The sequence below is a fragment of the Ruegeria sp. AB5 genome, assembly GCF_056542645.1.
The window spans coordinates 209,020-222,341 of sequence record NZ_JBQGAE010000002.1 but is presented as its reverse complement, the minus strand read 5'-3'; the positions used below and the strand labels follow the sequence as shown (position 1 = coordinate 222,341).

Annotated in this window: 12 protein-coding genes; 5 read left to right on the top strand and 7 right to left on the bottom strand. The window is 60.5% G+C overall.

Annotation, left to right across the window (positions count from 1 at the left end):
- Positions 1-5 precede the first annotated feature (5 nt).
- From ACR0L4_RS06355 to ACR0L4_RS06345, 3 genes are all read left to right on the top strand, one after another.
- On the top strand, positions 6-2,825 hold the full coding sequence (locus ACR0L4_RS06355; protein ID WP_480511459.1) for a molybdopterin oxidoreductase family protein: 2,820 nt from the start codon (positions 6-8) through the stop codon (positions 2,823-2,825).
- Positions 2,826-2,933: 108 nt separating this feature from the next.
- The gene (locus tag ACR0L4_RS06350) at positions 2,934-3,698 is read left to right on the top strand and encodes a 4Fe-4S dicluster domain-containing protein (protein ID WP_480511457.1); all 765 of its coding nucleotides are present in this window, start codon (positions 2,934-2,936) and stop codon (positions 3,696-3,698) included.
- Positions 3,698-4,585 carry a dimethyl sulfoxide reductase anchor subunit family protein gene (locus ACR0L4_RS06345; RefSeq protein ID WP_480511455.1) on the top strand — a complete coding sequence of 296 codons (888 nt, stop codon included), beginning with the start codon at positions 3,698-3,700 and terminating at the stop codon, positions 4,583-4,585. Before ACR0L4_RS06350 ends, ACR0L4_RS06345 begins: the two co-directional genes overlap by 1 nt.
- 149 nt (positions 4,586-4,734) lie before the next feature.
- Here ACR0L4_RS06345 and dapA read toward each other — a convergent pair whose 3' ends face one another.
- Positions 4,735-5,607, bottom strand: coding sequence for a 4-hydroxy-tetrahydrodipicolinate synthase (dapA, locus tag ACR0L4_RS06340; RefSeq protein ID WP_170750062.1), 873 nt, complete (start codon positions 5,605-5,607; stop codon positions 4,735-4,737).
- Between the two features lie 133 nt (positions 5,608-5,740).
- On the opposite strand from dapA, the gene ACR0L4_RS06335 reads away from it, so the two are divergent.
- Positions 5,741-7,714: a lytic transglycosylase domain-containing protein gene (locus tag ACR0L4_RS06335; protein WP_170750063.1), complete on the top strand. Its 1,974-nt coding sequence runs from the start codon at positions 5,741-5,743 to the stop codon at positions 7,712-7,714.
- On the opposite strand, the gene ACR0L4_RS06330 is transcribed toward ACR0L4_RS06335, so the two are convergent.
- Both ACR0L4_RS06330 and mnmC2 read right to left on the bottom strand, forming a co-directional pair.
- Positions 7,688-8,557 carry a DMT family transporter gene (locus tag ACR0L4_RS06330; RefSeq protein WP_480511453.1) on the bottom strand — a complete coding sequence of 290 codons (870 nt, stop codon included), beginning with the start codon at positions 8,555-8,557 and terminating at the stop codon, positions 7,688-7,690. The two genes, ACR0L4_RS06335 and ACR0L4_RS06330, sit on opposite strands and share 27 nt — an antisense overlap.
- Positions 8,554-9,219, bottom strand: coding sequence for a tRNA (5-methylaminomethyl-2-thiouridine)(34)-methyltransferase MnmC2 (gene mnmC2, locus ACR0L4_RS06325; RefSeq protein ID WP_480511451.1), 666 nt, complete (start codon positions 9,217-9,219; stop codon positions 8,554-8,556). The genes ACR0L4_RS06330 and mnmC2 overlap by 4 nt, the downstream gene beginning before the upstream one ends.
- 55 nt (positions 9,220-9,274) lie before the next feature.
- Here mnmC2 and ACR0L4_RS06320 point away from each other — a divergent pair, with 55 nt between their 5' ends.
- Positions 9,275-10,309, top strand: coding sequence for an NAD(P)/FAD-dependent oxidoreductase (locus ACR0L4_RS06320; protein WP_480511449.1), 1,035 nt, complete (start codon positions 9,275-9,277; stop codon positions 10,307-10,309).
- Here the strand turns inward: ACR0L4_RS06320 and ACR0L4_RS06315 are convergent.
- The 4 genes from ACR0L4_RS06315 to ACR0L4_RS06300 all read right to left on the bottom strand — a co-directional run bounded on the left by ACR0L4_RS06315 (position 10,301) and on the right by ACR0L4_RS06300 (position 13,279).
- On the bottom strand, positions 10,301-11,068 hold the full coding sequence (locus tag ACR0L4_RS06315; protein WP_480511447.1) for an HTD2 family dehydratase: 768 nt from the start codon (positions 11,066-11,068) through the stop codon (positions 10,301-10,303). The genes ACR0L4_RS06320 and ACR0L4_RS06315 overlap by 9 nt on opposite strands.
- 39 nt (positions 11,069-11,107) lie before the next feature.
- The gene (locus ACR0L4_RS06310) at positions 11,108-11,653 is read right to left on the bottom strand and encodes an NAD(P)H-dependent oxidoreductase (RefSeq protein WP_170750068.1); all 546 of its coding nucleotides are present in this window, start codon (positions 11,651-11,653) and stop codon (positions 11,108-11,110) included.
- Between the two features lie 134 nt (positions 11,654-11,787).
- On the bottom strand, positions 11,788-12,459 hold the full coding sequence (locus tag ACR0L4_RS06305) for a YiaD family glycine zipper/OmpA-like lipoprotein (protein ID WP_480511445.1): 672 nt from the start codon (positions 12,457-12,459) through the stop codon (positions 11,788-11,790).
- A gap of 127 nt (positions 12,460-12,586) precedes the next feature.
- The gene (locus ACR0L4_RS06300; protein WP_170750070.1) at positions 12,587-13,279 is read right to left on the bottom strand and encodes a helix-turn-helix transcriptional regulator; all 693 of its coding nucleotides are present in this window, start codon (positions 13,277-13,279) and stop codon (positions 12,587-12,589) included.
- Positions 13,280-13,322 lie beyond the last annotated feature (43 nt).

The following is a 13,322-nucleotide window of genomic DNA, read 5'->3' as shown; positions in this document are numbered from 1 at the left end:
GCCAGATGACCATCCAGCAACCGAAGATCGACACCAGCCCAACAGTTTCAGACGAGGTTCGTCGCACCACCTGTTACATGTGCGCCTGTCGTTGTGGCATCAACGTTCACATGAAGGACGGCAAGGTTGCCTATATAGAAGGCAACCGCGATCATCCCGTGAACAAGGGTGTGCTCTGCGCCAAGGGTTCCGCCGGGATCATGCAGGTCAACGCCCCGTCGCGCCTGCGCAAACCGCTGCGCCGGGTCGGTCCACGCGGTTCCGGCGAATTCCGCGAGATCGAGTGGGATGAGGCGATCAGCACCGCCGTTGGTTGGCTGAACGAACTACATGAGACCGCGCCGCAGAAACTGGCCTTCTTTACGGGACGCGATCAAAGCCAGAGTTTCACCAGCTTCTGGGCGCAGAATTTCGGCACGCCCAACTATGCGGCTCATGGCGGGTTCTGTTCGGTCAACATGGCCGCTGGCGGCATCTATACCATGGGCGGCGCGTTTTGGGAGTTCGGCCAGCCTGACTGGGATCACACCAAGCTGTTCATGCTGTTCGGCGTGGCCGAGGACCATGACAGCAACCCGATCAAAATGGGTATCGGCAAGATCAAGGCGCGCGGTGCGCGTGTGATCGGGGTGAACCCGATCCGGTCCGGCTATAACGCCGTGGCCGATGACTGGGTCGGGATCACGCCCGGCACAGATGGTCTGTTTATCCTGTCGCTGATCCATGTGCTGATGAAGGCGGGCAAGATCGACCTCGACTACCTTGCCCGTTACACCAACGCGCCAGTTCTGGTGAATGCCGCCGTAGGCCCGGAAAAAGGCCTGTTCCTGCGCGATGCAGATGGCAAACCGCTGGTGATCGACCGGGGCACCGGTGAACTCACCGCGTTTGACAAGCCGGGCGTTCGCCCGGACCTGTCCGCCACGTATGAAAAAGACGGCGTCACCCACCGTCCGGTCTTCCACTTGATGGCCGAGAAGTACCTCAGCGACGATCATGCCCCCGAGACCGTGGCCGAGCGCTGTGGCATTCCCGCCAAACGCATTCGCGCCATCGCCGCTGAAATCGCCCGCGTCGCCTTTGAGGAAGCCATCGAGCTGGACCACGAATGGACGGATTTTAGGGGCGAAAAGCACTCTAAAATGACAGGTCGCCCCGTCAGCTTCCACGCCATGCGCGGTATCTCGGCCCATGCCAATGGGTTCCAGACCTGTCGCGCCCTGCACGTACTTCAGATCTTGCTTGGCACGGTTGAGGTCCCCGGCGGCTTTCGCTTCAAACCCCCCTACCCCAAACCGATCGAAGCCCATCCCACGCCACATGGCGACCGCCGCCCGGGCCGTCCACTGGAAGGTCCGCACCTCGGCTTCCCGCGTGGGCCTGAGGACCTGTTGATCGACGATTGTGGTACGCCGCAGCGCATCGACAAGGCCTTCACATGGGAAAACCCGATGTCCGCCCATGGGCTGATGCATATGGTGATCTCGAACGCCGCAGCGGGCGATCCCTACAAGATCGACACGCTGTTCATGTATATGGCGAATATGTCGTGGAACTCGTCCATGAACACCAAAGGCGTGATGGAGATGCTGACCGCGAAGACGGAAGACGGCAAATATGTGATCCCCAAGATCATCTATTCCGATGCCTATTCCTCTGAAATGGTAGCCTATGCCGATCTGATCCTGCCTGACACCACCTATCTGGAACGGCACGACTGTATCTCGCTGCTTGACCGTCCGATCTGCGAGGCCGACGCTGCCGCCGATGCGATCCGCTGGCCGGTGATCGAACCCGACCGCGATGTACGCGGTTTCCAGTCTGTGCTTATAGAACTGGCCAACCGGATGAGCCTGCCGGGCTTCACCAATGAAGACGGCACGCCCAAATGGAAAGACTACGCCGAATACATCGTCAACCACCAGCGCAAGCCGGGTATCGGCCCGCTGGCCGGGTTCCGGGGCGAGACCGGCGACAAGGAAGGGCGCGGAGAGGTCAACCCCGACCAGCTGAACCGCTACATTGAGAACGGCGGCTTCTACGCGGCGCATATACCCGAAGGTGCCAATTACTACAAACCTTGGAACGCGGCCTATCAGGACTGGGCCGTCGGCATGGGCCTCTATGACAGCCCGCAACCCTATCTGTTCCAGCTGTATTCCGAACCGATGCGCAAGTTCCAACTGGCGGCAGAGGGCTTTGGCGACCGCCAGCCCCCTGACCACCTGCGCCAGCGCATCAAAGACACGATGGAACCGCTGCCGATCTGGTATGAAACCGATCAGCAAGGCAACGAAGGCTTCACCGTCAATGCGCTGACCCAACGCCCGATGGCGATGTATCACAGCTGGGGCACCCAGAACGCATGGCTGCGACAGCTGCACGGCCGCAACCCGCTCTATGTGCCCACAAAGCTGATGCGCGAACACGGGTTGCAGGATGGCGACTGGGCCAAGGTCAGTTCACCTCATGGTGAAATCACCGTCCCAGTCATGGAAATGGCCGCGCTGAACGACAATACCGTCTGGACCTGGAACGCCATCGGCAAGCGCAAGGGCGCCTGGGCCTTGCAGGAAGATGCCCCCGAGGCCACCAAAGGCTTCCTGCTCAACCACCTGATCCACGAACTGCTGCCGCCCAAGAGTGACGGAATGCGGTGGGCGAATTCCGACCCGGTGACGGGACAGGCCGCGTGGTTCGACCTCAAGGTCAAAATCGAAAAAACCAACCCGCCGACTGATACCGAAAGCCAGCCAGAATTTGCCCCGATCAAATCACCCGTAGGCACCGGACCGAAGAACCTTGCGTGGAAGGTCGGCAAATGACCCCGATCCGCACTTCATCTGGCCAAAAATATCCCGGGGGTGAATTGAGCCAGAGGCTCAAGAGGGGGCTGGCCCCCTCCACCGCCCTTCAAGCAGAGGTTCACTGACATGACCCAGCTCCCCCAATCCACCGACCGCAAGATGGGTCTGGTTATCGACCTCGACACCTGTGTCGGCTGCCATGCCTGCGTGATTTCCTGCAAAGGCTGGAACACCGAAAACTACGGCGCGCCGCTGTCGGATCAGGATGCCTATGGGGGTGACCCGTCGGGCACCTTCCTGAACCGTGTGCATTCCTACGAGGTGCAGCCCGCCCAGGGTCATGCGCAATTGATCCATTTCCCGAAATCCTGCCTGCATTGCGAGGATGCGCCGTGTGTCACCGTCTGCCCGACCGGCGCCAGTTACAAACGTGTTGAGGATGGGATCGTACTGGTGAACGAAAGCGACTGCATCGGCTGTGGCCTCTGTGCCTGGGCCTGTCCCTACGGTGCGCGCGAGATGGATATCGCAGAAGGTGTGATGAAGAAATGCACCCTCTGCGTAGATCGTATCTACAACGAAAACCTTCCCGAAGAAGACCGCGTACCCGCATGCGTGCGTACCTGCCCTGCAGGGGCCCGGCATTTCGGGAATCTGGGCGATCCCGACAGCGATGTCAGCAAACTGGTGGCAGAGCGCGAAGGCATGGACCTGATGCCCGAGATGGGCACCAAACCCGTCAACAAATACCTGCCGCCGCGCCCCAAGGACAAGGTCGAGGACCAGATCGATATTCTGGCCCCACTTCTCACCCCGGTCGCAGAAGAACCCAAAGGCTTCCTCGGCTGGCTGGACAAAACCCTCGACAAAATGCCCGGAGGGACCAGCTGATGCATCCAGCACCGTCCGTTATAGTTTTCACCACCCTGTCCGGCCTGGGATTTGGCCTGCTGTTCTTTCTGGGTCTGGGAATGCCCGATGTCACGGGCGCAGTGGCATTTGTCTTTTTCGCCATAGCCTACGCCCTGGCGGTCGGAGGGCTGATGGCCTCCACCTTCCACCTCGGCCACCCGGAACGGGCTTGGAAAGCGTTTACACAGTGGCGCTCCAGCTGGCTGAGCCGCGAAGGCTGGTGCGCGGTGATCGCACTGGTGGTCATGGGCCTTTATGCAGCGGGGACCGTTTTTCTGGGTCAGAGCTGGAACATACTTGGTTGGCTCGGAGCGCTGTTTTCGCTGGCGACCGTTTTCACCACGTCGATGATATACACGCAGCTCAAGACCATCCCGCGTTGGAACATGAAACTGACCCCGGCGTTGTTTCTGAGCTTCAGTCTGGCAGGCGGAGCCTTGCTGGCCGGACAAACCTCGCTCGCATGGCCCTTGCTGCTGATCGCCGCGCTCATACAAATCCTTTACTGGCAGCAAGGCGACAGTGCCTTTGTCAAATCGGCAACCACCTTGGGCACCGCAACCGGGTTGGGTGATCGCGGAGATGTGCGGGCCTTTGAACCGCCCCATACCGGCACAAATTACCTGCTTCGTGAATTTGTACATGTCGTCGGCCGGAAACATGCTCAGAAGCTGCGTATCATGGCTTTGGGGTTTGGATTTGTTCTGCCGCTGCTCCTGATCCTAGTTCCCGTTGAGGGATTTGTGGTGAAGCACCTGTTGGCCCTGATTGCCGTAATCTCGCATCTGGCAGGTGTCGCCATGTCGCGCTGGTTGTTTTTCGCGCAGGCCGAGCATGTGGTCGGATTGTACTATGGCAAACGCTGAGGGAAGGGGGCCGCCAGCCCCCTTCTTGGCCTGCCAGGCCAATTCATCCCCCGAGATATTTCTGGCCAGGTGAAGCATGGGCCGTTTTTGAAATGGAAAGGGCGGCTCTCGGGGTTCGAGGCCGCCCTGTTTCTTGTCAGCGGACTTGACTAGATCAGACCGGCGTGCGCCATGGCCGCGTCGATGGCGGTCTTGGTGTCGTCTTCCAGTGTTGTCAGAGGCAAACGAACCTCATCGTTGCAACGGCCGAGTTTACCAAGCGCGTATTTGGCGCCCGCCAGTCCGGGTTCGATGAAGATCGCTTCGTGCAGCGGCATCAGGCGGTCCTGATAATCCAGTGCTTTGGCGTAGTCTCCGGCCAGCGTTGCCTGCTGGAACTGGGCACAGAGTCTCGGGGCTACGTTCGCGGTCACCGAAATACAGCCAACGCCACCATGCGCATTAAAGCCAAGCGCCGTGGCGTCTTCGCCGGACAGTTGGCAGAAATCCGCGCCGCAGCTTGCGCGCTGTTGGCTGACTCGCGCCAGATCACCTGTCGCGTCTTTGACACCGACGATGCGCGGAAGCTTGGCCAATTCGCCCATTGTGGCCGGTGTCATGTCGATGACCGACCGACCGGGAATGTTGTAGATGATGATCGGAATGTCTGCACAGTCATGGAGTGTCCGAAAATGCTCGGCCATACCACGCTGAGTCGGTTTGTTATAATAGGGCGTCACGACCAGCGCCGCGTCCGCGCCCACGTTTTTCGCAAATTGGACAAAGCGCACCGCCTCGACCGTGTTGTTCGATCCCGCACCGGCAATGACCGGAACGCGCCCTGCCGCAGCTTTGACGACCTCTTCCACCACGGTTTCATGCTCTTCGTGGCTGAGGGTCGGGCTTTCACCAGTGGTGCCGACGGGAACCAACCCCGTTGAACCTTCTTCGATGTGCCATTCGACCAGGTGTTTGAGCGTCTCCAGGTCCAGCTCACCGTTGCGGAACGGGGTGACAAGAGCGGGCATCGAGCCTTTGAACATGGAATGCTCCTTAAGGTGAAGTTTGCAGTTTTCACGCCTCACACCGCACTTATCCTGGGTTTGTGAGTTGATCCCGGCGGCGCAAGGTTTATCCTCAAAGCCTCTATCCTCGGTTGGTTGGGAAATGCAAGGGATGACACGCTTTCTGGCCGTGTTGGCGGCAGTGATTTTGAACTCGGTGACTTGGGTAAACCATGCGCAGGCGGATGCAGCGGGCGATTTGCGCGCGGGCCTTGCGGAAATGCGCAAGGGCGACTGGAACCAGGCGCTGCGTGTTTCAGGCGCGCGGGGATCTGTATCACGGGACATTATCGTCTGGCACTGGTTGCGCGAAGGGTTCGGCAGCTCTGGCGATGTGCTGGTGTTTCTTGATCGGCGACCCGATTGGCCCGGGTTGGCCTGGCTGCGCCGCAAAAGCGAGCCGTCTTTCACCGGGGCCGATCCGGATCGGGTGTTGGAGTTTTATTCCGACTTGCCGCCGCAAACGGCAGAGGGGGCGTTGAACTATGCGGTCGCTCTGAAAGCCAAGGGTCGTATTGGCGATGCAGAGGCCGATATCGTCACGGCATGGCGGACCATGCCCATGGGGTCGGGGTTGCAGAAGGACTATCTGGAGAATTTCAGCAGGCTCCTGAAACCCCATCACGCTGCGCGACTGGATCGGATGTTGTGGGACAATCATCTGGTCAGCGCCGGGCGTATGCTGCCGCTGGTCAGTGCCGATCAACGCAAACTGGCGGAGGCCCGGATCGCATTGCAAAAACGCGAAACCGGCGTCGATTCCAAGGTTGCAGCGATTCCGAAATCGGTCGCGGACGCGCCGGGTCTCGCCTTTGACCGCTTTGTCTGGCGTGACAAAAAAGAGCTGGACGACAGTGCAATTGACCTGATGCTGGCACGATCGACGGGGCCGGATGCCCTGGGTGAGCCGGACAAATGGGCCGAGGGGCGCCGCCGGTTGGCGCGACTGGAGATGCGGCAAGGCAGTGCGGCGCGCGCCTATGATGTTGCCGCCAGTCACCACATGACGCCCGAGATGGGGTATGGCTATGCCGATCTGGAATGGCTGGCGGGGTTTCTTGCACTGCGCAAGCTGAACGACCCGGCAACAGCGGTGCGGCATTTCCAGAACTTTTCGGATGCGGTTCAGTCACCCATCTCCAAGGGACGCGGTGGGTACTGGCTGGGCCGTGCCTACGCCGCGCAGGGCGACGCCGAGAAAGCATATGAGGCCTTTGCGATGGGCGCTGACCATCAAACCTCGTTCTATGGTCTGCTTGCGGCCGAGCAGATTGGGCGGCCCTTTGACAGTGAACTTGCCAACCCACGCCGCGCGCCGCATTGGCGTCAGGCGGATTTTGCGGACTCCAGTGTGCTGGAGGCCGGGCTGCTTCTTCTGAAAGCTGGCGAGGACAACTTGTCAGAACGGTTCTTGACGCATCTGGTCGAAAGCCTTGATCCGGTGCAGGCCACGCAGCTGGGCGATTTGGTGATCGAATTGCAAGAGCCGCATCTGGCAGTGATGATCGCCAAACGTGCGGCGACTGCGGGAACCGTCCTGCCCGCCGCCTATTATCCAGTCCATCCTGTCGCTGATATGGGGCTGCCGATGGCCAAAGAGATGACGCTGGCCATCGCCCGGCGCGAAAGCGAGTTTGATCCGGTCGTAGTCAGCGGCGCAGGTGCGCGCGGTCTGATGCAGGTGATGCCGGCGACCGCCAAACTGGTGGCGCGGGATCTGGGCATACTCGGCGGACATCAGACTGGCCGGCTAACCTCGGACTGGCAGTACAATGCCAAGCTGGGGGCCAACTACCTGTCCAGCTTGGCGGCGGATTTCAACGGCAATGTCGTGATGATGGCCGCCGGGTACAACGCGGGACCCAGACGCCCCATTTCCTGGATGGAACGCTACGGGGATCCACGTGCCGGACAGGTGGATGTGATCGACTGGATCGAAACCATCCCCTTTTCCGAGACCCGCAACTACGTGATGCGTGTTGCCGAAAGCCTGCCGGTCTACCGCGCGCGACTGGGTAAGCCGGCGTTGCCGGTGCCGTTTTCGAAAGAACTGACCGGCTCAACCCTGGCTGCGTTCGCGCCATAGGGTGAACAGGCCCGCTGCCACGACCAATGCTGCGCCTATGACAACCTCGGGGCGCAGCACCTCTCCAAAGATCACGATCCCCAGGATTGCGGCCCAGATCAGGTGAAAATAGGCAAAGGGCTGTACGGCACTGGCCTCGGCCATTTCATAGCATTTGATCAACAGCCAATGGCCAGTGACGCCACTGACACAAAGCAGACCCATCCAGACCCAGTCCGCACTTGCCATCGGTTCCCAAAACCACATGCCGACAAGGGTCATTGCCACGGCACCGCTGACGCCGGTCCAGAAAAAGCTGGTGGTCGAGCTGTCGCGCCGCGCGGCATAGCGGGTCAGCAAAGCATAGACAGCAAACAGAAGTGCTGAAATCAGGGGGATGATGGCCCAGGGATTGAACACGCCCATACCCGGTTGCAGGATGACCAGAACGCCGACACAACCGACACCAATCGCCGTCCAGCGCCGCCAGCCTACTTTCTCGCCCAACACAGGACCGCTGAGTGCGGCGACCATCAGGGGATAGCAGATGAAAACCGCCATGCTGTCGATCAGACCCAATACCGTAAAGCCAAACACAGCGACACATATTTCGGTTACCAGCAAAACCCCACGGAAGATCTGCAGCTTGAGCTGGTCGGTCCGGGCGGCGGCTCTCAACCCTCCGGTCGCGCGGGCGGCCAGTGCGATGACAAAGGCAGCAAAGAACCAATAACGGACCATCACGACCATATAGGTGTTGTATGTTCCCGCCAGATGGCGAGAGATCCCGTCCTGCAGGGCAAACACCACCGTAGACGCGATCATCAGCGCGATACCGGCGCGCACATTGTTCTGCTGGGTCATGCTTTGACCGCCCGGGTCATGTGTCTCTTTCGTCCAAATCCGGGGGCACGGGTAACGGTGAAGCCCGCCTCTTCCAACCCACGGCGCACAAAGCCTGCGGCCGTATAGGTAGCTGCGGTGCCGTTTGACGCCGTGTGGTCGGCCACCTGCTGCATCAGGCCTTCCCCCCAAAGCTCGGGGTTTTTGGCAGGTGAAAACCCGTCGAGAAACCATGCATCAGCCTTGCCGGTCCAATTCGGCAGCATCTGACGCGCGTCGCCCTGGATGACCTCAAGATGCAAGGTGTCAAACCGGCATGTTTGACCCGTCCATTGTGCCAGAAACCGGTCCGTCCAGGGCTGAAGCTCGGGGAACGCCGCCAAAGCGCGCGCCATATCCTCGGGACCCATCGGGAACGCCTCAAAGCTTGTGAAACTCAGCGGGGTGGTCTGTCCCGCGGCCTCCCAGGCCGACCAGACTGTCAACAAGTTCAGACCCGTGCCAAACCCCAGTTCGGCAATGCGAAATCCCGGGGCAAAGCGCGCAGGCAGATCGTTGCCCGACAAAAAGACGTGCCGCGTCTCCTCCAACCCGTTCTGCAACGAGAAATAGGGGTCATCGAACTGGTCCGAGACCGGAATCCGGTCGTCCTTCCACGTCAATTCGGCGTGCTGGTCTGCCATCGGGGAATCCTGTAGCTAAGCGGCGCGACACTGAACAAGGAAAAGGGAATTGGCAATGGTCGATGTGACGGTACGAGGGGCAGGAATTTTCGGCCTGTCCATCGCCTGGACCTGCGCCCGTCGCGGCGCCAAGGTGCAGGTGGTAGATCCGTTTGGCCCCGGCGCGGGCTCAAGCGGGGGTTTGGTCGGGGCCCTGGCCCCGCATGTCCCCGAAAACTGGAACACCAAGAAAGCCTTTCAGTTTGACAGTCTGATCATGGCTGAGCCGTTCTGGGCGCAGGTCGAAGCCACCGGGGGCGTTTCTGCCGGGTATGGGCGGCTGGGACGCCTGCAACCGATCATGGACCAGCACGGTCTGGACCTTGCGCGGCAACGGCAGATCACGGCGCAAGAGTTGTGGCAGGGCCGCGCCGAGTGGCGTGTTCTGGATGCATCTGATGCGGGGTCGTGGTGCCCGCCCAGCCCCACCGGATTTGTCATCCACGATACGCTGACGGCGCGGATGCACCCGCGCCGGGCCTGTGCCGCCTTGGTCGCCGCCCTTTCTGTCATGGGCGTCGAAGTCTCCGCAGACGCTGCGGACAAGGGGCGCGTTCTTCACGCGACGGGCGTTGCTGGACTGCAAGAGCTTAGTAGGGCTTTGGGCAAAACCTTGGGCAATGGCGTCAAAGGTCAGGCAGCGCTTTTGCGGTTTGACGCGGGTGCGGTGCCGCAGCTCTTTGTCGACGCCATCCACATCGTACCGCACGCTGACGGAACTTTGGCTATCGGGTCGACCTCTGAACGGGACTATGACGATCCGACCAGTACCGATGGCGCGGTCGAGGACGTGATAGAGCGCGCTACCCGCGCCGTTCCGGTGCTGCACGGTGCCGAGGTGATCGAACGTTGGGCTTGCGTCCGTCCCCGCAGCAAAAGCCGCGCGCCGATGCTGGGTGCGCACCCTGTGCATGCTGGCCAGTTCATTGCCAATGGCGGCTTCAAGATCGGTTTCGGAATGGCGCCGAAAATTGCCGAGGTGATGGCAGATTTGATACTGGACGACCGGGACGCGATCCCCAATGAGTTCCGGCCCGAAGCCTCACTCTGACCGCGCTTCGGCTTGCATGCATTGCCGCCCATCCGGGGCACGAACCCACAGATCCCGCCCGTTGCGGCACAGTGTGGCCGTTTCGAAATGCATCAGCGGAGCAGTTGCCCGAAATGAGAAACCTGTCAAAGGGCCAATCACATCCTCCGCGAACAGCATCAGCAACTGCGCCAGTAACGGTCCGTGTACGACCAGCCCATCATACCCTTCAACCTCGCGCGCATAGTCGAGATCGTAGTGAATACGATGGCCGTTGAATGTGAGGGCGGAATAGCGAAACAAAAGCGTATTGTCGAAGCTGATCTCGCGGCGGTCTGTTTCATCAGCGCGGGCCACGGGCGGCGTTGGTTTCACTTGATCCGGTGCGGGGTCGTCGCGATAGACCAAGTCCTGCCATTCGCGCACGCAACAGGTGCCCTGCTGCCAGATCTCGTGTTTGAGCGTCACGAAACCCAACGGTCCCGTGCGCCCGGACTTACGGCTTTGTTGGTCCAGAACCGAGCGCCGTTCCGCCGCGATGCCAGCAACCAAGTCAGCGTGGAACTGTAGCCGCCCTCCGGCCCACATGCGGCGCGGCAGCCCCATATCCGGGATAAGGTCAATTCCGACACGAGGATGCCCGTCGCGCCCCAGATCGGACGGGGCGCGGGGTGTCCAGAAGTAGAGTTGATGGAAGAACGGCGGCAGCGCGGAACCGGGACAGATTGTAGGTCTTTGCCCCAATGCAACCTGCAGCGCGGCCGCCCGGGTTGGGTCCATCACATCATTTCGTCGCTCAACACTCACCACCAGTACTGCTTACCGAAGACCGATCTCAGAGCGAAGTTTTTGCATCAACGTGTGCAGAGACTTCTCATACCGATCACTGAGCAGCTTGCCCGTTTCGTCAAACGCATTCGAACTGTCGGCCAAATGAATTTCGGGACCTTGCAGGATGCGCGGCTGAAACGGCACCATACAGGCGCGCAGGATCATCTGCGCCCGCTCGCCTCCGGCACGACCTGCCGCCGCCGACATCACAGCCACAGGCTTGTCCGACCATGGATTGCCCGACGTCCTGCTCACCCAGTCCAGAGCGTTCTTCAGAACACCCGACGGCCCTTTGTTGTATTCGGGCGTGGAAATGATCACCGCATCGGCCTGCGCGATCTGCTCGGCAAGCGTATGAACAGCGGCCGGAATCCCGTCGCCCTCTTCCAGGTCGCCATCATACAGGGGCAGGTTCAGGTCTGCTTCTATGAAGCTGGCGGGCTCGAACAAACGTGCGGCCTCGCGCAGAAGCTTCCGGTTTGTTGCGTTCTGGCGCAAGGAACCGGACAGGCCAAGAAGGGTCGGTTGGGACATCGCAGAAAACTCCGTTTCAGTGTTTCCCATTAGTTAGACCGGTATGCGCCTGATCCAAACCCCGTTTTGTTGCACAGTCCATGCGCGAAAAAGGGCAACCCGAAAGCTGCCCCACCTCGGAAGTCTGAAAGAGGTCAGGACGTGCCGCTGGGTACGATCACGATCTCGACCCGGCGGTTTTGGGCCTTGCCTTCGGGCGTCAGGTTCGAGGCAACCGGGTTGTTTTCGCCGCGACCAATTGTGACGATCCGGCTAAAGTTCACGCCATTGGCCTGCAACACGTCAGCGACCGCGTTTGCCCGACGCTCTGACAAGCCCTGATTGTAAGCTGCGTCTCCGTCACTGTCGGTATGACCGATGATCTGAACGTTGGAGTTGGGGTAGTTCACGAGGTTCTGGCCGACCCGCACCAGGTCGGAGCGCAAAGCCGGACGTACTGTTGCGCTGTCGGTGTCGAACGTGATGTCGTTCGGAACAGTGACAATCAGGCGGTCGCCTGCATTGACGACGGTGATCCCGTCATTTGCCAGCTGCTGACGCAGTTCGGCCGCCTGCCGGTCAAGCTGGTTGCCGATCAGCCCGCCACCTGCTGCACCGATGGCGCCACCCGCCACGGCCCCCAACAGCGGGTTCGAATCATTGGCGATTGCGCCAACACCGGCACCGACCAGCCCGCCCAGAAGCGCACCCTGCTTGGCATTCTGGTTCGGATCAGATGGCAGGTTCAATGTGCCCGGATCGGTACAGGCCGCCAGAGCCATCGCCGAACACAGCCCGGTCGCCAGAAAAAACTTGGAAATCGTCATGGTATCACCTTCTGCTCCGGCCCCCGTTGATCGGGTTTGCCTTGTTGAGGGGCAGTATATCATCGCAGCGGCGCGCGGGCTCAAGCAACAATACGGTGAAGTCGGCGAAACCCCGCCCAAAACGAGATCAGGCGGACTGTGTAGCCAGATCGTCGCCCTCCTGTTCCTGCCACAAATCCCTCAGTGAATTGCCCTGACCCCGAAAACTCTGCCCGGTGTCTTCGCACGCCCAGATGCGGTCAGTTCGGAAATGGCGGAACCCGTTCCGCAACTCGCACCACCCCGCCAGCATCGTACATTCAATATGATAAATCAGGGCCACAGGCCGCACGACCCGTACCGAGCGCTCGCCTGCGCCATTGACATAGGTGATGCGCAGTTTCTGCTCGGCCCGAATGGCTTGGCGATAACTGGCCACCGGAATGCACCCTTTAGCCGGATCATCGACCGGCGCACCCCAGGTTGCGACCTGCAACCAATCGGCAGGGCAATGCAGCGCGTCAATCTTGTCGCAGATGCGCCGCGCCGCCCGCTGCAAGTGACTATCCCCGGTTCGCGCCAGCATCGACAGCCCGACCCACAGGGCCTCGACCTCTTCCGCATCAAAATTCAGCGGCGGCAGATCATAGCCTCGCCGCATCAGATAACCGACACCTGCCTCGCCTTCGATCGGCGTGCGCTGCGCCTGCAGTTCAGCGATGTCGCGGTAAACAGTGCGCGTCGATACCTCGAGCTTTTCGGCCAGTTGATCCGCTGTCACAGGCGCGTCCGTGGCCCTCAGAATCTGGATGATTTCAAACAACCGGGTTGAGCGGCTCATGGCGGGGCCTCCTGTCAATCTGCTGACACATTAGCACATGCCC